Source organism: Vibrio sp. 1751 (assembly GCF_033339895.1).
GTDB classification, from domain to species: Bacteria; Pseudomonadota; Gammaproteobacteria; order Enterobacterales; family Vibrionaceae; genus Vibrio; species Vibrio alginolyticus.
Genome location: NZ_JAWOVM010000006.1, coordinates 1 through 25636 on the forward strand (window position 1 = coordinate 1; position 25636 = coordinate 25636).

Annotated in this window: 29 protein-coding genes; 21 read left to right on the top strand and 8 right to left on the bottom strand. The window is 47.2% G+C overall.

Annotated elements, in window-relative coordinates; genetic code table 11:
• Positions 1-219: 219 nt before the first annotated feature.
• Positions 220-822 carry a hypothetical protein gene (locus tag R7041_RS03815; protein WP_000035786.1) on the bottom strand — a complete coding sequence of 201 codons (603 nt, stop codon included), beginning with the start codon at positions 820-822 and terminating at the stop codon, positions 220-222.
• 369 nt (positions 823-1191) lie between these two features.
• On the opposite strand from R7041_RS03815, the gene R7041_RS03820 reads away from it, so the two are divergent.
• The 17 genes from R7041_RS03820 (at position 1192) to R7041_RS03900 (ending at position 18253) form a co-directional block, all read left to right on the top strand.
• Complete coding sequence (locus tag R7041_RS03820; RefSeq protein ID WP_007104995.1) at positions 1192-1518, top strand: hypothetical protein; 327 nt, start codon at positions 1192-1194, stop codon at positions 1516-1518.
• Between the two features lie 15 nt (positions 1519-1533).
• Positions 1534-1953 (top strand): single-stranded DNA-binding protein, encoded by a 420-nt coding sequence (locus tag R7041_RS03825; RefSeq protein ID WP_022614424.1) that lies wholly within the window; start codon positions 1534-1536, stop codon positions 1951-1953.
• Positions 1954-2031: 78 nt separating this feature from the next.
• On the top strand, positions 2032-2850 hold the full coding sequence (bet, locus tag R7041_RS03830) for a phage recombination protein Bet (protein WP_000414662.1): 819 nt from the start codon (positions 2032-2034) through the stop codon (positions 2848-2850).
• Between the two features lie 83 nt (positions 2851-2933).
• Entirely contained in the window at positions 2934-3077 is a 144-nt protein-coding gene (locus R7041_RS03835) for a hypothetical protein (RefSeq protein WP_000167275.1), read from the top strand.
• Between the two features lie 60 nt (positions 3078-3137).
• Positions 3138-4154 carry a YqaJ viral recombinase family protein gene (locus R7041_RS03840; RefSeq protein ID WP_248065731.1) on the top strand — a complete coding sequence of 339 codons (1017 nt, stop codon included), beginning with the start codon at positions 3138-3140 and terminating at the stop codon, positions 4152-4154.
• A gap of 209 nt (positions 4155-4363) precedes the next feature.
• Positions 4364-5323 carry an AAA family ATPase gene (locus R7041_RS03845; protein WP_276432240.1) on the top strand — a complete coding sequence of 320 codons (960 nt, stop codon included), beginning with the start codon at positions 4364-4366 and terminating at the stop codon, positions 5321-5323.
• Positions 5323-6090, top strand: coding sequence for a hypothetical protein (locus R7041_RS03850; RefSeq protein ID WP_067206273.1), 768 nt, complete (start codon positions 5323-5325; stop codon positions 6088-6090). The genes R7041_RS03845 and R7041_RS03850 overlap by 1 nt, the downstream gene beginning before the upstream one ends.
• Positions 6091-6188: 98 nt before the next feature.
• On the top strand, positions 6189-7142 hold the full coding sequence (locus tag R7041_RS03855) for a DUF3150 domain-containing protein (RefSeq protein WP_000027441.1): 954 nt from the start codon (positions 6189-6191) through the stop codon (positions 7140-7142).
• 61 nt (positions 7143-7203) lie between these two features.
• Positions 7204-7644: a hypothetical protein gene (locus R7041_RS03860; RefSeq protein WP_318114579.1), complete on the top strand. Its 441-nt coding sequence runs from the start codon at positions 7204-7206 to the stop codon at positions 7642-7644.
• A gap of 69 nt (positions 7645-7713) precedes the next feature.
• Complete coding sequence (locus tag R7041_RS03865; protein ID WP_318114581.1) at positions 7714-9369, top strand: VWA domain-containing protein; 1656 nt, start codon at positions 7714-7716, stop codon at positions 9367-9369.
• Positions 9370-9455: 86 nt separating this feature from the next.
• On the top strand, positions 9456-9953 hold the full coding sequence (gene radC / locus R7041_RS03870) for a RadC family protein (protein ID WP_049195485.1): 498 nt from the start codon (positions 9456-9458) through the stop codon (positions 9951-9953).
• Positions 9953-10294 (top strand): plasmid-related protein, encoded by a 342-nt coding sequence (locus R7041_RS03875; RefSeq protein ID WP_102887291.1) that lies wholly within the window; start codon positions 9953-9955, stop codon positions 10292-10294. The genes radC and R7041_RS03875 overlap by 1 nt, the downstream gene beginning before the upstream one ends.
• A gap of 90 nt (positions 10295-10384) precedes the next feature.
• Complete coding sequence (locus tag R7041_RS03880; RefSeq protein WP_102887292.1) at positions 10385-11458, top strand: primase-helicase zinc-binding domain-containing protein; 1074 nt, start codon at positions 10385-10387, stop codon at positions 11456-11458.
• Positions 11459-11547: 89 nt separating this feature from the next.
• Positions 11548-12252 carry a hypothetical protein gene (locus R7041_RS03885; RefSeq protein ID WP_119788452.1) on the top strand — a complete coding sequence of 235 codons (705 nt, stop codon included), beginning with the start codon at positions 11548-11550 and terminating at the stop codon, positions 12250-12252.
• Positions 12253-12344: 92 nt separating this feature from the next.
• Entirely contained in the window at positions 12345-13289 is a 945-nt protein-coding gene (locus tag R7041_RS03890; RefSeq protein WP_169631897.1) for a thioredoxin family protein, read from the top strand.
• Positions 13290-13291: 2 nt separating this feature from the next.
• A complete protein-coding gene (locus R7041_RS03895) occupies positions 13292-14680 on the top strand; it encodes a conjugal transfer protein TraH (protein ID WP_169631898.1) in 1389 nt (462 codons plus the stop codon).
• Between the two features lie 3 nt (positions 14681-14683).
• Positions 14684-18253, top strand: a complete 3570-nt coding sequence (locus tag R7041_RS03900; protein ID WP_169631899.1) for a conjugal transfer protein TraG N-terminal domain-containing protein — start codon at positions 14684-14686, stop codon at positions 18251-18253.
• 32 nt (positions 18254-18285) lie between these two features.
• Here R7041_RS03900 and eexR read toward each other — a convergent pair whose 3' ends face one another.
• Genes eexR through R7041_RS03935 form a run of 7 tightly spaced genes read right to left on the bottom strand, consistent with a single transcriptional unit; the run spans position 18286 to position 21961 of the window.
• Positions 18286-18717: an entry exclusion protein EexR gene (gene eexR / locus R7041_RS03905; RefSeq protein ID WP_000183214.1), complete on the bottom strand. Its 432-nt coding sequence runs from the start codon at positions 18715-18717 to the stop codon at positions 18286-18288.
• 57 nt (positions 18718-18774) lie between these two features.
• The gene (locus R7041_RS03910; protein WP_169631900.1) at positions 18775-19308 is read right to left on the bottom strand and encodes a FlhC family transcriptional regulator; all 534 of its coding nucleotides are present in this window, start codon (positions 19306-19308) and stop codon (positions 18775-18777) included.
• Positions 19305-19604, bottom strand: coding sequence for a flagellar transcriptional regulator FlhD (locus R7041_RS03915; RefSeq protein ID WP_000210563.1), 300 nt, complete (start codon positions 19602-19604; stop codon positions 19305-19307). The genes R7041_RS03910 and R7041_RS03915 overlap by 4 nt, the downstream gene beginning before the upstream one ends.
• Positions 19601-20149: a lytic transglycosylase domain-containing protein gene (locus tag R7041_RS03920; protein WP_169631901.1), complete on the bottom strand. Its 549-nt coding sequence runs from the start codon at positions 20147-20149 to the stop codon at positions 19601-19603. Before R7041_RS03920 ends, R7041_RS03915 begins: the two co-directional genes overlap by 4 nt.
• Positions 20136-20798, bottom strand: a complete 663-nt coding sequence (locus R7041_RS03925; RefSeq protein WP_123161608.1) for a DUF6475 domain-containing protein — start codon at positions 20796-20798, stop codon at positions 20136-20138. Before R7041_RS03925 ends, R7041_RS03920 begins: the two co-directional genes overlap by 14 nt.
• Positions 20785-21654, bottom strand: a complete 870-nt coding sequence (locus tag R7041_RS03930; RefSeq protein ID WP_119788445.1) for a hypothetical protein — start codon at positions 21652-21654, stop codon at positions 20785-20787. Before R7041_RS03930 ends, R7041_RS03925 begins: the two co-directional genes overlap by 14 nt.
• A 55-nt stretch (positions 21655-21709) precedes the next feature.
• Positions 21710-21961, bottom strand: coding sequence for a helix-turn-helix domain-containing protein (locus R7041_RS03935; protein ID WP_000451746.1), 252 nt, complete (start codon positions 21959-21961; stop codon positions 21710-21712).
• A gap of 117 nt (positions 21962-22078) precedes the next feature.
• Between R7041_RS03935 and R7041_RS03940 the strand changes: the two genes are divergently transcribed.
• The 4 genes from R7041_RS03940 to R7041_RS03955 all read left to right on the top strand — a co-directional run bounded on the left by R7041_RS03940 (position 22079) and on the right by R7041_RS03955 (position 25624).
• On the top strand, positions 22079-22726 hold the full coding sequence (locus R7041_RS03940; RefSeq protein ID WP_000854920.1) for a LexA family protein: 648 nt from the start codon (positions 22079-22081) through the stop codon (positions 22724-22726).
• Positions 22727-22982: 256 nt separating this feature from the next.
• Complete coding sequence (gene prfC, locus R7041_RS03945; RefSeq protein WP_005391671.1) at positions 22983-24572, top strand: peptide chain release factor 3; 1590 nt, start codon at positions 22983-22985, stop codon at positions 24570-24572.
• 94 nt (positions 24573-24666) lie between these two features.
• Positions 24667-24864 carry a DUF5363 family protein gene (locus tag R7041_RS03950; protein ID WP_005380125.1) on the top strand — a complete coding sequence of 66 codons (198 nt, stop codon included), beginning with the start codon at positions 24667-24669 and terminating at the stop codon, positions 24862-24864.
• A complete protein-coding gene (locus R7041_RS03955; RefSeq protein ID WP_005380129.1) occupies positions 24851-25624 on the top strand; it encodes a TatD family hydrolase in 774 nt (257 codons plus the stop codon). The genes R7041_RS03950 and R7041_RS03955 overlap by 14 nt, the downstream gene beginning before the upstream one ends.
• Positions 25625-25636: the final 12 nt, after the last annotated feature.

Genomic DNA, 25636 nt, shown 5'->3' on the forward strand with positions numbered 1-25636 from the left:
AACCAGATAATCCGATGAGATGCCGGTCTGTCTCACTCTCATGCAAAGGTAAGATCAACCATTTAATCCGCTTACCCTAAAGAAAGTAACGAAAAAATTAGTTCTATTCATGTAGCTTGGCCAAAAATGACAGTTAAATTCATTTTAATGATTTTGATAGAAAATACAGCAAGATGAAGAGCCCCTTCGAGAGGGGCTGGTTGATGGGAGCCTAGTTGGCTAGTTGGCGGGGTTATCTGTTTCCTCTTCAGTGATATCGTCATCGGTTGAAGGCACCGCTTGCTCAACTTCTGCTTCTTTACCCTTAGCTTGGGCTGATTTTCGTGCTCGAATTTCGATATCAATAATGCGTCGTGCAAGTTTGATAATGCGCTGTTGCCATGCGTAGTTGCCATCAACGCGTTGCTTGTTGCTAAGCACGCTAGACAACCAGAGAGTGTCCATTGAGATCATTAACGCATCGAGTTTGCGCACTAAGCCGACAAACTGGCCAACCTGAGGCGAGCTTATTTTGGCGTTGAAGGTAATCGGGTCGGTGTAGTCAGGTACTTCATCGATACCGTTGGACTCCATCAATTTGTCTAAACGAGCTTGTTCGTTGTCTACCGCCTTAGCGCAATCCTCGATCAACTGGCTAATGATCTGTTCCACTTCATCAATTTCGTTCTCATCGCCGATGATGCGCAGGATGACATCGATTCCGTAAAGCGCACTGACCGTCCGTCTAAAAACACGGTCAACGACACGTTGCGCCTGTAAGCTATTAATTGTGAATGATTGTTCAAAGATGGGTTTTGAGTAATTGGGTTTTGCTTGGGCCATAAGTTTTTGCTCCTGATATGACAATAATCAGTCCCTAGCCTAATCCTCTGTGCGGTAATGGCCTTTCAGCTAGGTGGAAGAATTGAGCATCTTTCTAACTATCCTGTCTGGATAAGACGGTTACAATGACTATCAAATATTGCTGATCTGTTTCAGTGATATCTGCGCCTGAGAGCATGAGCTCAAAGGAAGCCCGCCGCTGAGTATTCTCAGTGGTACTAAGAGGTAGCTAGCCTCCTTAAACAAATAGCCTGCATGTTTTTACATGCTCAACCATGCGTTCCTTGCGGTTCGCCTTTTCACCACCCAACTGGGGGAGTTTTCTCCAGTTGGGGGTGACTCCTTCACAACCTAATTAAGGAGTCACCAATGGAATATATCTTCGGATTTATTATCCAAGTCGCAGGCATTATGTTGCTTGCAAAACTGAGCTGGTCGCTTTTGCGATTGGTTGCTCGTCAAAGCGTGCGCCCGTTTCGATTTGTACTTACTCAAATCAAGCGATTGCTCACACCAACACCAAAACGTCGTCCAATGGCAGTGCCTAAAGCTCCTGGTATGCCCCGTTTGACATCTGCGTTTTACAAAGAGCCACATCAGTACGACATGGCTTTACTCGAAATACCAACCTATCTGCGTCGTCAGTCTTCTTTGCCCAGCCGGGTAGAAGCGACTGTGTGCACAGAGTTCAACTAAGACGAGGAAAACATCATGAAAAACCAAGTAACACTCATAGGCTACGTTGGCGCTGAGCCAGAGACGCGAGCCTATCCATCAGGTGATTTAGTGACCAGTATTTCACTGGCCACTTCTGAGAAATGGCGCGACCGTCAATCCAATGAGCTCAAAGAGCATACGGAATGGCATCGGGTCGTTTTTCGAGATCGTGGTGGATTTAAGTTAGGGCTAAGGGCAAAAGATTTAATCCAAAAAGGAGCGAAGCTTTTTGTACAAGGGCCTCAGCGCACGCGCTCATGGGAGAAAGATGGTATTAAGCATCGATTGACCGAAGTGGACGCGGACGAGTTTCTGCTTCTTGATAGTGTGAACAAAGCATCTGAGCCATCAGCGGCGGATGATGCGAGCTCCCAAGTTAATTGGGCACAAACTTATCCTGAACCAGATTTTTAACCGAGCAAAACCCTTTAACCCAGCCGGGAGTACTTTCCCGTCAGGGGCAGACTCCCACTTTGATTGTCGGAGTCCAAAATGGAAAAACCAAAGCTAATCCAACGCTTTGCTGAGCGCTTTAGTGTCGATCCAAACAAATTGTTCGATACTCTAAAAGCAACAGCATTCAAGCAACGTGACGGTAGTGCACCGACCAATGAGCAGATGATGGCGCTCTTGGTGGTTGCAGATCAGTACGGCTTGAACCCTTTCACCAAAGAGATTTTTGCGTTCCCTGATAAGCAAGCTGGAATTATTCCAGTGGTAGGTGTCGATGGATGGTCTCGCATCATCAATCAACACGACCAGTTTGATGGCATGGAGTTTAAGACTTCAGAAAACAAAGTCTCACTGGATGGCGCGAAAGAATGCCCTGAATGGATGGAATGCATCATCTATCGGCGCGACCGTTCGCACCCAGTCAAAATCACTGAGTATCTGGATGAAGTCTATCGACCGCCTTTTGAAGGTAACGGCAAAAATGGCCCTTACCGTGTAGATGGTCCATGGCAGACGCACACTAAGCGAATGCTAAGACATAAATCCATGATCCAGTGTTCCCGCATTGCGTTTGGCTTTGTGGGAATTTTCGATCAAGACGAAGCGGAGCGAATTATCGAAGGCCAAGCAACACACGTTGTTGAGCCATCAGTGATTCCACCCGAGCAAGTTGATGATCGAACCCGAGGGCTTGTTTACAAGCTTATCGAGCGGGCAGAAGCTTCAAACGCTTGGAATAGTGCATTGGAATATGCCAATGAACATTTTCAGGGTGTTGAACTGACGTTTGCGAAACAAGAAATATTTAATGCACAGCAACAAGCAGCGAAAGCGCTCACACAGCCTTTAGCTTCTTAGCGCCACGCATTCATTTTACGAACCCTGGCGGGATTATTCTCCCGTCAGGGGGAAGGTCTCGTCTTTTTTTTTGGAGATCTTCCATGACTAAATCAGCCTCACTTTTTCGCTTGGTATTGGTTGTTGCCCTTGTCGTAGGTTCGATTCAAGCCGGTAAAGCGGCAATTGATTCGGTTCAAGCAAGTGTTGTTCAGCACCAAACAGCGTTAGCACAAGCTGCAAAGTAACCACTTAACCCTGAAGGGGAGTTCTCTCCTTCGGGGGAGTCTCCCCTCAAAGGAGGCAATATGAAGGTTATCGACCTATCACAGCGTACTCCTGCATGGCACCAGTGGCGCATTGCAGGGGTTACGGCATCTGAAGCCCCAATTATTATGGGGCGTTCACCCTACAAAACACCTTGGCGATTATGGGCAGAAAAAACCGGATTCGTATTACCGGAAGACCTGTCGAATAATCCAAATGTGCTTCGCGGTATACGGTTGGAGCCTCAAGCAAGGCGAGCATTTGAGAATGCGCATAATGACTTTCTTCTGCCGTTATGTGCAGAAGCCGATCATAACGCAATCTTTCGAGCCAGCTTTGATGGCATCAACGATGCGGGTGAACCCGTTGAATTGAAATGTCCTTGCCAGTCAGTTTTTGAGGATGTGCAAGCTCACCGAGAACAAAGCGAGGCGTACCAGTTGTATTGGGTACAAGTACAACATCAAATACTGGTCGCCAATAGCACGCGTGGTTGGTTGGTATTCTATTTTGAGGATCAACTGATTGAGTTTGAAATACAACGAGACGCGGCGTTCTTAACTGAGTTGCAAGAAACAGCGCTACAGTTTTGGGAGTTAGTACAGACCAAAAAAGAACCGTCAAAATGCCCAGAGCAAGATTGTTTTGTTCCCAAGGGTGAAGCTCAATACCGCTGGACATCGTTGTCTCGCCAGTATTGCTCAGCACATGCCGAAGTGGTCCGACTGGAAAATTACATCAAATCTTTGAAAGAAGAAATGCGAGACGCTCAGTCGAAATTGGTCGCTATGATGGGTAACTACGCTCATGCCGATTATGCTGGGGTCAAACTCAGCCGCTACATGATGGCGGGTACGGTGGACTATAAGCAATTGGCCACCGATAAGTTAGGCGAGCTGGATGAACAGGTTTTAGCCGCTTACCGAAAAGCGCCACAAGAGCGGTTGCGCATTAGCACCAATAAGCCAGAGCAGCCCGTTGAAACACCAATCAAAATCAGTCTTGAGCAAGATAACTTGGTTCTGCCAGGTGACTCGCCGAGCTCATTTTACTTTTAACGTTCACTTGGAGCCGATTTCGGCTCCTTTCTCATGCGCTTACATCGAGTGCATCAGAAAGCAGTTTCACTCGTAGCCAATGCTGGGTACGAATGATAGAGCGAGCTGAACTCTTACATACACAGCCATACCACAATCAACACACCACCCGACGGGGACTTCATTCCCTGCTGGGGCATGGGGCCTCGTCAAAACTGATGAGGTTTACCATGACTGAACAATCCCCATTTTTGGTTCAAGTGAATCAAGCGTTTAATGTCCCGGCTCCTGATGCTTTCGTTCTGGAAGGATTTAGTGCCGACACTACCCATCCAAACATTCCCGTTCGCAAGGACGAGTATGTCTTTAGAAAAGAAGCCTTACGTGACGTATTGGCGTTCTTGTCTAACCCAGACGGTGACGGTTTGTATATTACAGGCCCAACTGGATGCGGGAAGACCTCGCTAATTTGCCAAGTTGCTTCTCGATTGAATTGGCCTGTTCAGCAAATTACTGCGCACGGTCGATTGGAATTGTCCGATCTTATCGGTCACCACACACTGGTTAATGGCAACATGACCTTTGTGTATGGACCTCTGGCACTGGCTGTCAAGCATGGCCATTTGCTGATCATTAATGAAATGGATCTTGCTGAGCCTGCTGAACTGGCTGGGCTCAATGACATTTTGGAAGGTGCCCCTTTGGTCATCGCACAAAATGGCGGAGAGATCATCATGCCACACAACAAGTTTCGTTTTATCGCTACCGGCAACAGTGCGGGCAGCGGTGACCAAACGGGCTTGTATCAAGGCGTGCTTCAACAGAATTTGGCTTTCCTTGATCGCTTTAGAATCATTGAAGCGACCTATGCAGAACCATCTGTAGAGGAAGCCATTCTGGAGAACGTTGCGCCGGGCTTACCAGAGGTCTTTCGCCAAAAAATGGTGAAGGTGGCAGGTGACATTCGTCGTCTTTTTATTGGGGGCGCGGATGGCGGTGCAGAACTCAGTATCACCATGTCCACTCGGACCTTGGTGCGCTGGGCAAAGTTAACACTTGCTTTCAAAGGTGCTCCTAACGCAGTGGAGTATGCACTGGTTCGGTCTTTGACGGCTCGTGCTGAGTTGGAGCAACGTGAAGCTATTCACCGTATTGCCGCTGATGTCTTCGGTGACCACTGGGAGGATTGATGATGGAAAAGTGCTTTGCTCTTTACCGTTACAGTCATTCTGATGGGACAGCCAAAGAATGGGCCATTTACGTTGGATCAGACACCCAGGAGATTGAAGTTCGGTTTGGAAAAGCTGGTCAAATGTCGCAGCAGCGATTGATTGACTCGACTGATCCTAACGCTGAAGCAGACCGACGAATCAATGAGAAAATCAACAAGGGTTATCGATTTGTTGGACAAGTCGGCATTGATCATCAAGGGCGGCCATTTGAACTCTCAAATGCGCTAGATAGCGTCGCGTGCGCCAATAACGTCAGTTGGGAGTTTCGTACTCGCAAGGACGTCAATGGCCAAATCTCGCTGGCTCAAAAAGCGTTGTTCGATATGGCAAAGCTGCTTGAAGCCTATGGCTTGGCTGTTATTGATGATAACCAGGTCAGGATTGGAAAATGGTCATTAGGGTTTTGCAAAAGCGGATTACCTAGTACCAATCAAATCAGCATGGTGTCAGGTGAAGGCGCTGGCATTGTTAACACTGATGATGGCCCGTGGCCATTGTTGCTGTTACTGGCCTTTAAGCGTCAATTACCACCATTGTGTTCGCTCACAGTAGCGAGTCCTGAAGGGATAGAAGTATCCGACCAACTGAAGTTGGAAAAAGATGTATTGCGGTTGCTAGGCAGTGATTTAGAGCGGGTTCGCCCGATTGCTGAAGCACTGGACTTAATGCCTGCGAAAATCGATCTCAACCAATCGTCGCCTGATTCGCAAAATTACTATTTCTGATAGTGGTATTGCCATTAGCGCGTCAACTACTACCACCCAAACGGGGGCCATTGCTCCTGTTTGGAGTGGTGCGTCCCCATCTCGCATGAGGATGCACTATGAGTATTCAAACCCTCGACAAACTTTTGATTTGTCACATCGACTGTTCCATCTGGAGCGGTAGAAAAAAACTAAGGCCTGAAGATTTCAGGTTAGCCAATGGCAGCCAACTTCCACCGAAGGATGTTGCCAGCTTAGGGAGTAAAAAAATTTGCGACCCAGAGGCATTGGCGAACTTTGAAAGGCTTAAGAAAGAAGCGCAGCGCTTGTGTGAGCAAGTCGGTGTGCGGTTTTTAGGTGGCTATGCCGTCCCTGAAGACCGAATTGATCAGATTGTTCCAGAGCTTGACAGGATCGGTCAGGAGTTTGCGCAGTGCAAGCAGTTGTTCTTGGACAACTATGATCAGGTGACGTTTGACTGGGTTGCGAAACACCCGGAATTTGCAGATGCAATTCGGCGTGCGCTGTCACCCATCGAAGACGTGGAACAACGGCTTCAGTTCGATTATGCCATCTATCGAATGCAACCGGCTGAACAAGCTGGTGGCTTAGATGACAAGGTCAATGGCATGGGACACACCCTATTTAGGGAGGTGGCTCGTGATGCTAATGAACTGTTTGAGCGTTCCGTTGCAGGAAAGAATCAAATCAGTCAGCGTGCCCTTAATCCTCTCAAGCGATTAAGAGACAAGTTGGATGGTTTGTCATTCCTGGATCATCGAGTTCAGCCGATGGTTGAAGCGATGGACAATTTATTTGTTCGTCTGCCGAAGACCGGCCCTGTGACAGACAATCTCTATCACGAACTGATGGCGACCATTTTAATTTTGTCTGATCCAGACAAGATGAGAATGCACGGTGAAGGTCAATTGGATATCAGACAACTGATGCCCAAACCTGAACCTAAACCCGCACAGCCAGTATCTGCTCAGGCAGATAACTTACGTGCAATACCACAACCAACCGTCAGACCAAACCTTGGTTCGACTGTACCAAACTCATTTTATTTCTAACGTCCTTGAGGGCATGTTGCCCTTAAGGGCGCATGTCCTCTGAACTATGTAAGAGGAAATTATGCAATCAACCATCCATAACCCCAGCCAACTGAACCAGTTTGAACCGCATTTTCGTGGTGTGACTGATGCGGTTGAAAGTGAATCGATACCAGAAGTGGCGTGTTGTCGAACGTTAGTACAACGGTCGTACTCAACACATAGTGTAGTGATCCCCGAGAACCCAGTGCTGATCGCAGATGCGGACGCACAAGGAGCTTGGGTAACGGCCATGGTATTTGTTCCAAACATGGCATTGCAGCAAACCGCTTTTGAGCGCGCCTGGCTGCAATATCAACACGAGGTGTCTACTCAGTTACAAGACCAGTACGGTCTGACATTGGATGACATCCTGAGTTTAGACCAGCTTAAAACGTCATTTGAGCAGCATGAAAGTCCTGCTGAATTGGTGGCTTGGTTAGGTCAAAAATACGACCTGGATAAGCTAAAAGCACAGGTTTAAACACCTACATTCCCAGCGGGGAAACGCTCCCGCTGAAGGAGTATTCCCCCTAATGATTAGGAGACTCCCATGAATCATCCATTAAAAAATGCACTGCCAATCGTTGCCGCCGCTTATGGCGAAAAGTTTGGTGTGAAGGTGCTTATTCAAGGACAAGATGCGTTTACCGATGGTGAGCGGATTGTGATCCCAACAGCAAACCCAGACGACCCACACTATCAACAAATAGCTTGGGGTTATCTGGCTCATGAAGCGGCGCATATTCGGCATACCAATTTTGACATGGTGAAGAAGGCGTCGTCTAAGCCGATCCGTAAGGCACTTCTCAATATTATTGAGGATGTGCGCATTGAAAACGAATTGGCAAAGGATTACCCCGGAACCCGGCGCAGTATTTCGCAAGTGATTGAGTACATGGTGGACACACAGCAAATGTGTGTACCTGAACAGCCTGAGCCTGCATCTAACTTGCAAGCCTGGTTGTTGTTTCGCTTGAGATGCCATTTTCTGGGCCAGAAAGCACTGACGCCTTTGTATCAAGCTGTTGATGAAAGAGTGAGACAACTCTTTCCTGCCGCAGCGATGAGCCGGTTAAGCGCCATGCTGACAGCAGTGCCTAGCCTGGCATCTACAGGTGAAGTGCTGAAACTTGTCGATGCCATCGTTGCCATGTTGGAAGAAGAATCTCGTCCACCACAGGATGAGTCGGATGCTGATAACGGTAATGACATTGGACAAGATGCGAGTAATGACAGCAATAACAGTAGTGACAGTCAAACCCCGGAAGCAGACTCGTCTGCAATGGGGGATGCTGCTGAAACGGGGGATTCAGATAACTCTGATCAAGCTGACAATTTGCGACAAGCCTTAGAGGCCAGTGCCGCTCAGTTTGAACCCGATACCTTTGCCCAAGTGGCAGAAGTGTTGTCGGAACAAGCTGAAGGACATCAGGGTGTCACTCCACTCAGTTTGCCCCAAGCAGAGCAGGCTATGTTGGGTGATGAGGCCATCTTGACCTTATCGGCGTCTGAGTCCGCTCAAATTCGAGCCCGACTTAGGGGCATGGTTCAGTCCAGTCAGGACAATCGGAATCATGCCAAAAGGCACGGTCTTCGAGTTGCAACCCATCGTCTTGCCGCTTCACAAGCCGGTGAGTCGAGATTGTTTATTCAAAGGCAACCTCGCATTGCGCCTAATGCTGCTGTGCACTTGCTGGTCGATATATCGGGTTCAATGGGTAAACCCATTGGCGAAGGTAATCGAAAGTACTTTCATGTTGCCAATGAAGCCGCTTTGGCTTTGGCCATGGCACTGGAAGGCATACCGGGTGTTGTACCTGCGGTCAGTTATTTTCCTGGTATTCATCAGGAAGTTTCTATCGCGTTATTGCCCAAGCAATCGGTTCGACATCGGGCCGCCTGTTTTGACCAAAAAACACGAGGTTGTACGCCTATGGCACAAGCGATGTGGTTTGCGGCAAACAGTTTGTTAGCGCAAAAACAGAAGCGAAAGCTAATGATAGTGCTAACCGATGGTGACCCAGATGATTGGGCTGCCACGCATGACATTGTTGACCGGTGCAGACGCAGTGGCTTTGAGCTGCTGGGGATCGGGATTCAAACACGCAGTGTTGAGAAATTCTTTCCTCAAAGCATCGTGATTAACGACGTCAAAGATCTGAAGCGTGAGTTATTCGAAGTAACACAACAACTGTTAATTCAGTAACCACATCAACTTTACCACCCTGCGGGGACGATTCCGTCCCCTTCAGGGCATGGGTTCGTCTCCGCTTTTTTTTTGGGGAGACTCCTATGAAAAACAAAAAGTTCTTAGCTGGCGAAGAAGCCGGTACTTATATCGTTCCTGAGCAAGTGACTGAAGCGGATATCTTAGATATGGCGCTCAAGCTTGCCCGTGGTCGATTGAGTAAAGGTCGAAAAATTGAACAGCCATCGTCGGCGTTCTCATACCTGCAAACACTGATGCACGAGTATGAGCACGAAGTCTTTGGCGTGCTGTTTCTTGATACAAAGCATCGTGTCATTCGATTTGAAGAGCTGTTCAAAGGCACTTTAGATGCGGCGAGCGTGTATCCAAGGGAAGTAACAAAACGAGCGCTAGAACTTAATGCGGCAGCAGTGATACTGGTTCATAACCATCCATCGGGTGATCCTGAACCCAGTGAAGCTGATAAACGCATCACTCATCGACTCCGTGACGCCTTGTCACTTGTTGATATTCGAACGCTTGACCATGTCGTGGTCGCATACGAGGGCTGCGTTTCGCTTGCCGAACGCGGTTATCTTTAATGAATGGGGGCATTGCCCATTCACCTTCATCACAAAAGCAGTCCCATCAACACACGTTATCACAGCTCGAATTTCTATTTGAGTTTGATGATGCCCCAGTCACTTGGTCTGACACGGAAATCTGGCAGTTACGCGAAGGCATTCTATTGGATGCGATCCGTGTATTGCTGGACGGTCGTGTCAGTACTCGGTTGCGCAAGGATGTGTTGTCGTGGATTCAAAATGACGAAATTGCGCCATTTTGCTTTCGTGTTTGCGCGATGGCTGCGGTTGTCGATCCTGATGTGCTTCGTGAGTCCATCATGTGGCTATTAAGACGACATGGTATCCAGCTTGACTAACGCTCCTGTATTAACCGAACGGCTAATGCAGGACCCAAGCTGACTTTTACCACCTGTGGTAGGAGTCGGCATTTTACTGAAGGAGGTTATATGGCGTTACCTTTACAAATTGAAACAGTAAGGCCATATCTTAATGGCCAATGGCTTCAAATACTGGCGGCGTTGGTGCCAGAACTTGATGCCGCTATTGCTCGAAAAGGCCGTCATGTGGCTTGTCCTGTTCATGGCGGTCGTGATGGCTTTAGGCTGTTCAAAGATGCTGAATATACCGGTGGTGGCGTTTGTAATACCTGCGGTATCTTTCATGATGGCTTTGAACTGTTGTCTTGGATTAATGGGTGGAACTTTGCTCAGTCTATTGAAGCAATTGGCCAAGTTCTTGGTATTCAACCCGGACAAATACAAGCACCTTCTCGGGCAATAACGCGTAACGCTGTTGATTGGAAGGCTAGAAAGCAGGACGAGGACAAAGCGATTATCCATCGCTTGAATCAAACCTGGGGAGAAACGCTATCTCTTGCAGATGCTCGTGCGCAACCAGTTTGGAACTACTTGCATCGTCGTGGCATTGTTACCCGGCTTCGTCCTGAATGGGATTCGGTGCTGAGGTTTCATCCAAACTTGCCTTACCATGATGAAGATGGTCTGTTTATCGATAGCTACCCAGCGCTGCTAGGTAAAATCGTTACTCAGCAAGGGCGTTCGGCCACGTTTCATCGGATCTACCTAAGTGAAGATGGATTCAAAGCGCCGGTTGAAAAGCCTAAAAAGATGATGCCCATACCAAGTGACAGAACAATCACTGGCGGTGCCATTCCGATTGGTGAGCCTGGTGAAGTATTAGGTGTTTCTGAAGGCATCGAAACAGCTTTAGCGGTTACCAGAGCAACGGGACAAACATGTTGGTCGGTTGTGAATGCAACCCTACTGGCTAGGTTTGAACCACCAAGTAATGTGAAAATGCTGTACATCTGGGCAGATCACGATCTCTCTGAGACCGGCCTGAATGCAGCGAATGAACTCAAGAAAAAAGCCTGGCAAAAAGGCATTCTGACACAAGTGTTGATCCCTCCGATACCAACGTCACTTGGCGTGAAAAGTTGGGATTGGAATGATGTGCTGAATGTTTACGGTGCCATGGGCTTTCCTAAAGTTCATATCTGATCCAAGGGGCTTCGGCCCCTTTTTTTGCGCCTTGCATATTTGAAAAAACATGGAGAATGAAAAATAGATAACCAATAGGAGAAACAAACATGATGGTATTAACCCTGTTAACAAAGCAGATTGATGGTGAGTTTACGGTTTACTGGAAGACCGGCCTTCGAAGAGGTGGTGAGCTAAAGGTCGATTTAGGTGAGCAATACGACAAGCTACCTGAGCAGCAAAAGCCAATTGCAGCTGAGCTCTATGCGATTCACCACCTATTGTCAGTGAAAGAGGTGATGGGGAGTAACCGAAGCGGCAATGGCCTTCAAATCCGGGTCAGTAAAGGAGCTATCAAAAAGTTACAGAAACAACGCTCAACTCAGCATTCACTATACAGCCTGACCAGGTTCTTGCTCACCCGTTACCAAGAAGCACAGATATCGGTAGAGAAGCGGGACGATTGGCTCTCACATTCCTTCGAAGAATACAGCGTCGATAATGCTACAGTGAGAGAAATCGATGAGGTCATCAACGTTCCGAACATTGGACCTGTCGTGGTGACTCGTCATGCACTGGAACGGTTTGTGGAACGGCTTTCAGACGGTGCTCCTAAGCATCCTTGGAAGGCTTTGTGCGCCAAATTGTGTAGCACAGAATTGGCAAAATCATTATTGCCAGAATATATAGCTTCAAACAAAGCCAAAAAATACTTCGTACAGGCTGAGTTTTGGTGTCATGGCAGCTCTGGTATGCACTTTGTTATGGTGCCATCAGCTAACGTACTTACGTTAGTAACAGTGTTTAATAGATAGTCAGAAACACACACGATTCCTTCATCTATCTGGCCAATCGCTCTTATGGGGATCTTTAGCATGTAGCTCTATGAAATTTTCTGGAGCTGACAATGAGAACCCCCTTGTTACCTTGGTTCATCCTATGGGTGACCATCCCAATCATTATTTTCTTTCTATTCATCTTGCCCGCCCATGCCAGTGATGGGCCATTCTATCAGCGTGGTCAGGAAGGCTGGTTTTGGTATCAGGTCATTCCTGAACCTGAGCAGCCTGATGAGCTGATAGAGCCGGAAGCTGGTGTCTTGGAGTCCAGTCAGAGCGAACTAAAGCCCTTCAGTGCCGCATGGTTCCGAGAGCATATGCAATCGTTTATGGACAAGGCAATTGATGAGCCAACGAGTGAGAATGTCAGAGCCTATCTTTATCTTCAGCGCGTCATGATGGATAAGGGCTCACTATTTGCTGATGTTAGTCAGCAGGTGGTCATGGGCGATCCTGTTTTGGATGAAATCAGTCGAAGACCCTTGGCGACTTATGCCGCCAATCGGATGGATAGAGAAGCTGGCACTCAACGGGATGTTGCTTTAGGTGAGGTAGCAAAACGAGCTGGCTTGTTCTTCTTCTATCGTTCGGATTGCCCTTACTGCCATGCTCAAGCGCCTATTATCGAATCCATGGCTTTGAACTACGGTTTTGAGGTGTTTGCTATTGCTGTTGATGGCTTGCCTTTACCCGGTGGAGAGTTTCCCAATTACAAAGTTGATTCAGGACAAGCACAATCCTTGTCCGTTACGACTGTCCCTGCCGTGTTCTTAGTTGATCCGCCTAATGTCATCACTCCGATTGGCCAAGGCGCAATGAGCCTTGATGAGCTCAATAATCGAATCATTCTCGCAGCCCATCAAGCCGGTTGGATTGACGATCAAACTTACTATGCCACCAGACCTGTTCAACCCGGCGTGTCACTCGCGATGTCAGCCCAAGAGCTTAACGAAAAGATATTACAGGACCCTGAGTTCCTTGTTCGCTATCTGCGTGCACAAGGAGGGTTATAACGATGAAAAAAGTATTCCGAGTATCGCTAATCGCCTGTGCGATTGGTTTTTCATCTATGAGCCAAGCAAGCTTGCAACAGGAGATGAACCAGTTGTTTGGTTCAATGACCAACGCCACTGCGCCAGGTGTATTCGAGAGTCAGCGGCGTGGCGTTATATCTGGTGGAAGCGTTGTTGTCCGTAACAGGATCATGAACGAGAACCTCGTCTCTATGGTGCCTCCGTCATTCCAAGCCGGTTGTGGTGGCATTGATATGTTCGCGGGAAGTTTGTCATTTGTTAACGCGGATCAGTTTGTTCAATTACTTCGCTCTGTTGCTGCAAACGCCAAGGGGTACGCATTCCAATTGGCGCTCAGTGCTATGTGTGAGAAATGCTCCCAGCACATGGAGACACTGCAAAAGAAAATCCAGCAGTTGAACGAGTATTTTGGCAATTCCTGTCAAATGGCTCAGGGAGTCGTGAACGATACCCTGGCTGCTTTTGGTAAAAAGGGGCAAACAGAAGCCAGCATGTTGAGCTCACTAAAAGGGGCTGGAGACGTTTTTACCAGTTGGAGTGAGTCCAATGGTAAGAACCCATATGAGAACGCTTCGAGTGTCGCGGCATCTGATGTAAACAGAACGATTAAAGGTAACTTGGTCTGGCGAGCACTGAAACGTCATTCGGCATCAAGCTGGTTTGCATCGGGGGATGACCGTTTTCTTGAAGCAGTTATGTCGGTGACTGGTTCGATCATTGTTGGTGATCTAGCTAATGCCGCTGATGGCCAAGGTAAAGCCCCAAAACTGACCAGGCTGAATGGCAATAAAGTGACTATTGAGCATCTAATTCATGGCGGTAACGTCGCTATGTACCGATGTGACACAGTGACGCAAGACGGTTGTCTGAACCCAATAATCACTAACGTGACTCTTACCGGGTTATCAACTCAGGTAGAAAATTTACTTCTTGGTACAGGTTCTAGTAACGGCATTATTTTTAAGTTTGCTCGAAATACAGGGGCTGCTAGCGCCACCGAAAAGGCTTTTATGACCTCGGCTCCTGCCAGCATTGGGGGCATGATTCGAACTCTTTCTGCATTAAATGAAGGGGCCGCTAGGTCGTTTGCTTCACGAGCGGCACCATTTATTGCTGTTGAGATGGCCCGAGCATTGGTTGAAGACATGCTCAATGCAGCTAGAAGTACCTCCGGTGTGGAAGATCATGCCTATGCGAAGTTATTAACTGAAGACCTTGAACGTGCACGTCGCCAAATCAATGAGGAGTACGCCGCGTTGCAGCGAAGATACGGCTCAGAGCAAGAGTTGCTGGCACATTTTAACCAGGTGATTCAGACCATTCGCAAACAGCGTTATTACACCGTTAAATCTACGGCGCTGGGGGAATAGGTCATGTGGGAAATCTATTCCATCGGGGATTCGGCTTTTTTAGAGCAGGTCCTGAACGCTGTCGCGATGATCACTGGTACAGGCGATTTTACTTCAATGGTTCGCATTGGCTTGCTCATTGGGGTATTGATGGTCTCTGTCCAGGCCTTAATGCAAGGCGGTCGTGGGATTAACTTTCAACACGTTTTAGTCTCATGGCTAGTCTTTGCAACCATGTTTGGACCCAGTACCCGAGTGAGCATTGAGGATGCGTACACCGGACAAGTTCGAGTGGTTGATAATGTGCCCATCGGTGTTGCTGCCGCAGGTAGTACGATTTCGACTGTTGGCTTTCAAATCACGCGATTGTTTGAAACCGCCTTCTCAACTCCCGCGATGACGGAATACGGCTTTGCATCCAGTTTACAGTCACTGATTAAAGTGAGAAAACAGGTGATGGATCGCTCTGGGTTGGGTGATGCAAATCGTGTCGGCGGCTCGGACATCGAGCAATCGTGGTTTAACTACATCAAAGAGTGCACCTTGATTGGTATCGACATCGGCCAAAAGAACCTCGATCAGGTGCTGAGTGATCCTAACCCGATGACAGCGATTAGGTTTGATTCGCGCATTTATGGCACTCGAATCATGCTCAGTGGTAGCAGTAGCGATCTGGACTGCACCGATGCCTATAGCCAACTGAAACTCATGACAGAATCAACCTTCATTCCAAGGCTTAAACAGGTTCTGTCAGCCTCATTGGGGACTTCGTCAGCAACGGACACTGATGACGTGATCCGAAATGCACTGAATAACCTTGGTTTGGCTTCGGTTAACACCCAAGAGTATATGACCGCGTCAGTGCTTTTGCCTATTTATGAGCAAAGCGTGACGGGCAAGTATATGGATGATCAAGCTTTCACCGCAGCCGTTATGGTTAACCAAGCGATTGAGCAGCGTAATACGCAATGGGCGGCGGAGCAGACCCTGTTCCAGAGTATCGTTCGTCCGATGATGACGTTTTTTGAGGGGTTCATTTACGCCATCACCCCATTGATGGCCTTTGTGATAGCCCTTGGCCAAATCGGGATGCGAATGGCTGGGAAGTACTTGTTAATCCTGCTTTGGATTCAACTTTGGATGCCTGTCATGGCCATCATTAACCTATATATTCATTTAACCGTTGCAGGGAAAATGTCTGCTCTTGATGCCTTTGCAGGTACAGAAGTGCCATCTTTTGCTGGGATGATGCAGATGGATTCAGTGCTGCAAACCTGGATAGCTACTGGCGGCATGTTGGCGTCGAGTGTTCCGGCGATTTCGCTCATGCTCGTTTATGGCTCAGCAATAACCGCTACCCACTTGGCTGGGCGTCTACAAAACGGTGATGCCATTGATGAAAAGCTGGCAAGTCCAGATGTCGCGAAAAATGCCCCGGTAATGCAATCACAGTCAATGTTCCAAAATTCAGCCCTCACTGGTTCTGCTATGACCGGCGCGTCAAACCTACTAAGCAGTTTCTCTGTCGGAAACGCAGTGGGTTCAATGGTCGGCTCTGCAAAAGAATCCATGACTCAGGCAACTCAAGCCTTTAGCCGTCAGGTTGGCAATACCATGAGTCGAACCTTTGGTGAAAAGCTAAGTTACGACAACCTTTCTTCGGTTGGACGTCAGATCGGTTCTTCTAATTCCGCATCTAGCGCCGTTGTTAATCAGGTTACTGATGACCTGCAAACACGGTATGGTTTCGGAGACGATAAAAAAGACGCTGTACGTGGCTTGGTATCGGGCGTGTTATCGGGAGGCCTTAGGGTCGGTGGAGATGGAACCATTACAAATACCGGTGATAAAGAAGTAGCAGATAAAGGGTTCTTGGGAAGATTACTTGGTACAGGGGGGAATGACTCCCCACAAGGCAACCTACCAGGAGTGGATAAGCCTGAATCATCAAGAGTGCCAAAAATATCACGGTTACGAGCAGGCTTGGATTTAGGTGGTAACTTTAGTGGCCAAGTTGAGTCATCAGAGGGCAGTTCTCGGTCAACGACCGCAAATACGCTCACTGGGGAGATGCAAAGCTTGGCATCAAGTGATTCACGACGTGCTGAGTATCGCGATGCAATGGTTAAAGACCTTTCAGATTCAAGACGCTCTGGCGTTGAGATGTCGTTGTCTAATCAAGACTATCAGTCACTTCAGAGTTCAGCACAAGACGTTATCACGGCATCAAACCGCTTTAGTGAGCTTGATCAGGCCAGCTACAGTCTATCAGGACAAAGGAACACGGATGGTGCGACGTTAACTCGATTAGCAGCGGATAATCCTGAAGTCATGGATTATTTAGGTCGCTATATGAACCAGCATGTTGAAGCAGGTAACCGATTACGTGAAAACCTTCCAATGTATCAGCGCTTGCTACCTGATGATAATCAGGCGTATGTGGCCGCAGCTATGGAGTCTTTAACCTATAGCAACTCCTCAACGCCCGCTGAACGAGACAATGACTATCAAGCAGCAATGACTGTTATGGCCATGGCTACCGGAGCCGATTTACGATCTATTCAGCCACGCTCTAATGAAGGCTTGTCATCAACTGCACCTACTTTTGGTGGCACTCAAAGCCAAGTGGAATCGGGTGTATTGAGAGGCTACGAGGATGCTGCAACTGTTCAAACTCAGTTCAACGCAGCTCAATCAGCTTACCAAACTAATTTGTCTGGTGTTGATGGACAACTAAATGCGCATCAACAACAAGCCCAACAGGCCGTAGTTTCTGACACAAGTACCTATCAATCTGGACTAAACAGTGAAGCTGGCTCTCAGTGGCGATCTCGCATTATGGCTGATGATAGCGGAGTTTCTGGTGCTGAAATGTTCTTCAACAGCGCCAGTGCTATTGGTGACTTCAGTGGCAAGCATACTGATGCAGCACTGCATACCTTGAATCACTTTGGCGAAGACTATGAGAGTTACAAGGAGCAAGCACTTGAAGACCCTAGCTCACGAGGTTTCTTGCACAATGCAACGGTGGCCAGTAAATCAACCTGGGATGGCTTAAAAGCAGCCGTTGACGCCGGAACCTCTTTGGAAAACCCATTGACGGCGTTTAATGATGCATACAGTGGATCGAGTGCGCAGTATGCCTCCGAAGTAAACTGGGGTACTAAGTCTGAAGCCATGTTGGCTGGGGCATTCGGTGCGGCAGTTAACAATCGATATGGTGAGTTCTTAGAACAGTATGCCGATGATTTTAAACAGGAAGCATACAGCGAAGGGCAGAGAATGGGATTGACCCCGATTCAAAGTCAAGTGTTCGCTCAAGCTTTCAATGAAGGTTTGGCGGGGCGCGTTTTCAACTCTGAAGACTCATCGAGTTGGTCGCCTGAAATGCTTGGTCTAAGGGAGCAAATGCTAAATGAGTATCGTCAAAAAGATGAGAGCGGTGCTTACATCCCCGACAGTGTGTCCGAAGAAGATAAAGCATTTGTGGATAAGCAGATTGCAGTGATCTCAAATGCATCCCTTGCTGGAGATTATGCTCAGAACAACTTGATCGATATTAGGGCCTATAACCAGGCTTCAGGAAGGAACTAAAAACAGAAGGTAGCCAGCTTGTGATGGGCTGGCTATTTTTTTGGCCTTTTGGGGAGGATAGATGAGCGACCGTCTGCAAATTCGTTTACCCAGTACCAATATTTTTTTTCGCTCAGGCTTAGTTCTCGACCGGTATCTTTCAGTTGTCTTTGAAATAAATGGATTAGTCCGCTTAAGCCTAAGAAAGCTAAACCGACACATAAAATTGCCCAACTCGCTTGCCAATATGCGATTGCTAAACACATAGTGGTGATGGTTATAAGTCCGATAGGACTAGCAGTTGCTTTGAATCCCAAGTAGCTGAAAAAAACGATGGTGCAAATCAGAAATGGCAAAGCCGCTAACTTGGCAGATGCCGTAAATATTTCTGATGGAAAAAAATGAGCCGCTGCCAAAGTCGCCAGAAAAAGCCCCAGTGATATAAACCAGCAGCGTGCTGGTAAAGATTTAAGTAAGTTTGTCATCTTCTTAGTACTCTCAAAGTGCACGGGCGGTGCCCAATCAAATCATGCATCAGCATGTTAGTCCTCAAAAAGTGCTCTAGTGGTTTGCTCGGCCATAATCTCGCACACAGGACATTTAAGCTGAATGCGCTGTTGAGATACCGTCAAATACAGACTGCCGCATCGACACCGGTGTAAGGATGCTAGCTGTGATCTTAAATCACGAGCTAGAACCCAACCTTCATTAATGGTTAGTTTTTTCCAGGGGATCTCAGATGGAAGATCTGCTTCTTCCCTTGCAACCAAGTACGCATCGTAAGCCTTCATCAAAGCATCAATATTTAATTGCTTGTAGACATTATCACCACCAATATTTACATAAAGCGCCATCAGCAGGGAGCCTTCAACTAGGGCTCTTCTGCTTTTAACAATGGCATCAGATTCTGGTAATTGACCAGGACAAGGTGACTTGCCAGTCACTTCTTTGTGCAGCCTTCTGATAATGTGGATTGGCAAACCAGTATCGAGCGCGATGATCGTTGTTCGAAATCCGTATTTAATAAGCAGTGAGGCTCGGGTAAACAGCTCACTTTTGGACAGGTTATCAATCATGCATCCCCCTTGTTGTTTAGGGTTGATAATAAATAAGCGATTCTTGGGATACCTGTGCCTTTGCTCTTCACCATCTCAATCAGTTGGCTTTGGTTACCCCTTGGTTGAAACAGCATGAATGATGAGGTCGCCACTCGTTGCAGGTCATCAACACCAGCATTAATCAAAGCATCAACCACGTCGCGTGTAAGTCCAAAGCGCAAGACGGCCTCTTGCGGATCAATTCGCGCTAATTCTCGTGCTGCGTGCAGGTACGCCAAATTTAATTGATAGAAGTCTTGTTGATTGGTTGTCATTGACGGACCTCCAGTTCATGTAAAATATTACGATAGATAGAAAGCACTCTTTGCCCATACCAGCGTGCACGCTCTTCGTTCCAACTGTGATAGCGGCCTATGCCAAGCTCTAAATCGTTTGGTGAAGATTTGATTGCTTCGGCCAAAATACTGGAGCCGACGGTAAGGTTGGTGATGGGGTCTAGCAGTTCTGCCGCTGAGCTCACCCGATGTCCGTGCCAATGCAAATTGATTTGCATTAGGCCAATATCGAGCTGGTATTTTTCACTCTCTTGCAGTGCCTGGTTTAACAGTTGCTCAGCTTCTGTCTTAGATTTGGCGTAGGTTGCGTTTGAACCATTGCGAATTGCGTATGGCCATGGACTGGTCATGTTGAGACCACGATGTGAGGCGGACTCAGCCAAGGCAACGGCGTAGAGCATGACTGGATCAATACCAACACTTTTTGCTGCTTTTTCCCACTGATAGCCCGGAAACGCATAGACTGAAGTGCTTGCGGACATGGCTATCACTAGGGCAATGGTTTTTGCTTTAATCGTTTTCATTTTTGTCCTCTAATTGATTTCCGAGAAGCGCCTGAATGGCTTTCGGGCTTATTCTTTTTAATGGCACTGCGCTAAAGTCGGCGATGCCTCTCGTATAAACTTGTGCCGCTTTTGACCAGTCGCCCACGGCAACCGGCGCTTGCATATCAAATCCTTTTTGCTGGTTCTGATGGTCTGCAATACCCTGTAATAGCCTTGGGTATTCACCCACTTCGTCCCGGAGCAAGTAAGCCTGGTAGCGTGCTAAAAACTCTTTTTGCTTAAAGGGGTATTCCCTGTCGTCAACCTTGCAGAGTTCAACCCATCCCCCCATGTCTGAAATAACGCGGTGAATAAACGCATCGTCAAACATCACGGATGTCCAAGCGCCAACCTGACGAACAGCCTTGTCAACTTTGTTCCAAGCAACCATGGCTCTTGAGCCAGAGTTGCCATCGATATGCTTGATGACGTCAGCGGGCTTTGGAAAAAATTGCCCAGTATCCGGGGATTGAATATGCCGAGTCAGACCGATTCGCACTTCTTCAATGCTGTAAGCACGAAGGGCTTCAAATGCGATGGATAGCAATTGTGGTGATACGCTTTTGCCATACATGGCCCAAGCTGCTCCCCAAACTTCAGCAAACTCGCGTTTATCAACCTCCTGCACTTGAACGAACCTCCCGAATACCTGGTCCGGCCCAGCTTTCAGCAATGCGGCGATTGCTTTCTTCAATATTCAATTGGTGATTGCTGCCCTTTAGGCTCGTCGATGATTGCTGTACTTCATCAATGCGAACGTACTCGTCTTCCCATTGCCGGTTTAAAAGCCAGTTATGTGGCATAGGGGTCTTAGTCCGATCTTGATACTGCAATCGGTTGTCTCGTTGCTCTTTCCAGCGTGTTAGCACTTCCAAGGCGAGTTCATGGTCTTCATTGAGGCCCATGCGTAGCCATTCTTCTTTGGCTTTCGCTTTTTTTTCTTTGCGTATTTGTACATCCCAGAAGTCTTCAAACTGTATGTGGTCAACAGTTTTAACTGTTGGTTTATTGCTTCTCTCAGAGTCATCCGACCGTTGAGAGTCCCTTGCCGGGTTGCCATCAGGCATAAACAATGATGAAAATTCTTCTGGTAGCCGAGCTTGAAAAGCGGCAAGAGATTTCAAAAGCGATGCCATACCAATGAAGTCGGCAGGTACATCTTTAAGCAACCGAAAGGCTGCCTTACCTTGGTTTGGGTTTTCGATTGGGTTGTGCTTCAGAAAGCTCCGAATCAAAGTCCAACCGGATTCCTCGCAACGAATGAGGAACTGATCTTGTTCTAACTCATTTAGAGCCTTGGCAACCTGTTGCTCATCCCAGTTCAAGTCAGAAGCAACGTAACCAATCGGCAATCGAAAGCAGCCAAGCAAATTACAATGCGGGCATGTAAGCAAATACAGTCCTAGCAACTTCGCTGAGTCACTCCAGGACAAAACATTTTGCTTTAGCCAAAAGCGGGTATAGACCTTGCCATAATCACGCATGGAGTTACTCGCTTTTGTGTTTACGTAAAATGCTGACCATTACTTGCCCTTAATCCTACTGGTTACTGGCTTTCAGCTCGCTTGGGCATTCGGGGTAGATGTCCGGTCTTAACTGAGATCGGGTTACTTGTCCTTGCGTAGCTTGTTCGATGGGTAAAACGAATTCAGCGGGAACACGCCCTGATTTATTCAACCAAAACCAGACGTTTTGCTGTTTTGAGTTGATGGCTCGTGCTAATGCTGATTGCCCGCCGACCAAGTCAATGGCACGGCGGAGATGTTTTTGTGTCGTGTTGAACACTTCCATACCGTCTCCTGTTACAATAATAACTGTTACAAGATTGAATGTTACAGTTTAAACTGTAGATAAGTCAACAGTTAAAATTGTTGAAAGGCTACAGTTTTATTTGTAGAATACGGGCTTATGAAAACTTTATCCGAACGACTAAACCATGCCTTGCAGCTTACTGGGGTGACTCAGTCTGAGTTGGCTCGTCGCATTGGTATCAAACAGCAGTCGATCAGCCAGATTTGCTCTGGTAAATCGGCTAGATCTCGTTACACCATGCAGATCGCGGAGGCGCTTCGCGTGAATGCTCATTGGCTCGCCACAGGTGATGGCGAGATTGGCTTGGGGGTCGGTAATGTAGAAGTTGGGCCTGACATTAAGGGAAGAATTCCTCTCATTAACTGGGTTCAGGCCGGTGATTGGACTGAAATAGCGGAGGGATTTGCCCATGAAGATGCTGAGGAGTGGCGTGAAGTCACAGGGAAAGCACATGAGGGTTGTTTCGCACTTCGCGTAAAAGGCGACAGTATGGAAAATCCAAGCGGAAAAAAATCCATACCTGAGGGAGCAGTGATCGTTGTTGATCCTGAATTACCTTACTCTTCAGGTTCATTGGTTGTTGCGCGTTTGGATGATTCGAAAGAAGCAACCTTTAAGCAGTTAGTTATTGATGGTGAACAGAAGTACCTAAAACCTTTGAACCCCCAATACCCTGCAATACCGATCAACGGCAACTGCACCATCATCGGTGTAGTACGACAAGCTATCATCGATTTCTGGTAGCGAAGGAATTTGTGGTTTAGCCACAGTTGTTCATGAGCTGAAGAAGCAACGATTGCAAACAGCTACAACTGAGCATTGGCGCACGCTGAGAGTAAATGGTAACCGATTAGATAACCATTGATTGTTTATAAAGTCAAGATCAGCGAAAATAGCGGCCAATTACGATTAACACGACGGATTTGACAAGCGAAGAACTGAAAATAGAGTACTTCCAAAAGTGTGTACAAATCCGTGTACAAACTAAAAGAATTTATACATGGCAAACCAAGATTTTCTTAATGAAATCAATAAGCGAAGGACCTTTGCTATCATCTCGCACCCGGATGCGGGTAAAACCACCATTACTGAAAAAGTACTGTTATTCGGAAACGCGATCCAAAAAGCAGGTACGGTTAAAGGTCGTGGTAACGCACAGCACGCAAAATCAGACTGGATGGAAATGGAAAAGGAACGTGGTATCTCGGTTACTACTTCTGTAATGCAGTTCCCTTACAATGACTGTCTGGTAAACCTACTTGATACGCCTGGACATGAAGACTTCTCGGAAGATACATACCGTACGTTAACGGCAGTAGACTCGTGTTTGATGGTTATCGATGCGGCGAAAGGTGTCGAGGATCGTACACGTAAGCTGATGGAAGTAACGCGTCTGCGTGACACGCCAATCGTAACCTTCATGAACAAACTTGACCGTGACGTTCGTGATCCAATGGAAGTATTGGACGAGGTAGAAAACGAGTTGGGCATGATGTGTGCGCCAATTACATGGCCAATCGGCTGTGGTAAAGAATTTAAAGGTGTGTACCACATTCACCGTGATGAAACGATTTTATACGAATCAGGTCACGGTCATGAGATTCAAGAAGTTCGAATCATCAAAGGTCTCGATAACCCAGAGCTTGATGAAAAAGTTGGTGCAGGCCTTGCGGAAAGTGTTCGAGAAGAGCTTGAGCTTGTCATGGGTGCTTGCCCTGAGTTTGATTTGGAAATGTTCTTAACAGGTGACCTGACGCCAGTTTACTTCGGTACTGCATTAGGTAACTTTGGTGTGGATCATATGCTAGACGGTCTAACTGAATGGGCTCCAGCGCCGAAAACTCGTCAAGCGGTTGAACGTGAAGTTGAAGCGACTGAAGAGAAGTTCTCTGGTTTCGTATTTAAGATCCAAGCGAATATGGACCCAAAACACCGCGACCGTATCGCATTCATGCGTATTGTATCGGGCACTTACACGCAAGGTATGAAGATGAACCACGTTCGTCTTGGCAAGCAAGTGAGTATCTCTGATGCAGTAACCTTTATGGCTGGTGACCGTGCACGTGCAGAACACGCTTACGCCGGTGACATCATTGGTCTACACAACCACGGCACTATTCAGATTGGTGATACCTTTACGCAAGGTGAATCACTGAAGTTCTCTGGTATTCCGAACTTCGCTCCGGAACTATTCCGTCGTATTCGCCTGAAAGATCCATTAAAGCAGAAGCAGCTTCTCAAAGGTTTGGTTCAGCTATCAGAAGAAGGTGCGGTACAGGTATTCCGTCCTCTACAGAACAACGATCTGATCGTTGGTGCCGTTGGTGTACTTCAGTTCGATGTTGTTGTGGCTCGTTTGAAATCTGAGTATAACGTTGAAGCGATTTATGAAGGCATTAACGTTGCAACTGCTCGTTGGGTTGAGTGTGGTGATGCGAAGAAACTAGATGAGTTCCAACGCAAGAATCAAGCGAACTTAGCATTGGATGGTGGTGATAACCTAACGTATATCGCTCCAACAATGGTTAACTTAAACTTGGCGAAAGAGCGTTTCCCTGACGTTGATTTCCGTGCGACGCGTGAGCACTAATTTGCACGGTTAGGGTAAGCCTTAACGCAAACTAGATTTTAAAACGCCCTTGGCTATAAACTTAGCCAAGGGCGTTTTTATATAAGGATAAGATATGAATTGGTTTAAACGTGGGCTAAAGCGTTACGACAACTGGTGTAAAGAGATGGGGTTAACTCCCGATCAGAAACGCAGTTGTGTCCCATATCGAAAAGACCCAGCCCATCAAACTGAAGAAAAGAGTGAAGCCCAACCATCCTCTGATTTTCTGCCCGCAGATACAGATAAAAAGCGTCAAGATGAAGCTCTTTGATACGCACTGCCACTTTGATTTTGATGTGTTTCAAGATGACTTTGCACATCAACTTGAGCTTGCTCAAACGCAAGGCGTCGCAAGAATTTTGATTCCTTCCGTCGGTCCGCAAAACTGGGCTCGTATTCAAACTTTGGCAGAGCAACATGCCAATTTGTATTATGCGCTCGGCTTTCATCCGTATTTTCTTGAAGATAACGTTGAGCAGCACCTTACAGAGCTAGAAGGCTATCTAAATCAAAAAGGGCAGCAGTGCGTGGCAATAGGAGAGTGTGGTTTAGATTTTGCCATTGATGTTGATCCACAGTTGCAAGAAAAGATACTTGAAGTTCAATTTGAGCTGGCTAGACGCTTCGAACTCCCAGTTATTTTACATAGCCGAAAAGCGCACAATCGCCTCATTCAAATGGTGAAAGCGGCGAATCTCCCTAGAGGTGGTGTGCTACACGCTTTTTCTGGGAGTTATCAGCAAGCCATGGAGTGGGTCAAATTAGGTTTTTTTATCGGTGTAGGAGGAACGATTACCTACCCAAGAGCCAAGAAAACACGCGACGCAATTCAAAAATTACCACTCGAAAACCTAGTAATCGAAACAGACGCACCAGATATGCCTATACTTGGATATCAAGGGGAGTCAAATCACCCAGCCAAACTCATTCACGTCTTTAATGAGCTCGTAGAGTTGCATAACGGCCGAAAGCAATCGATTGCCTCTCAACTGTGGAAAAATAGCAATTTTGCTTTCTCGATATGTGAATAAAATCTAAAGATG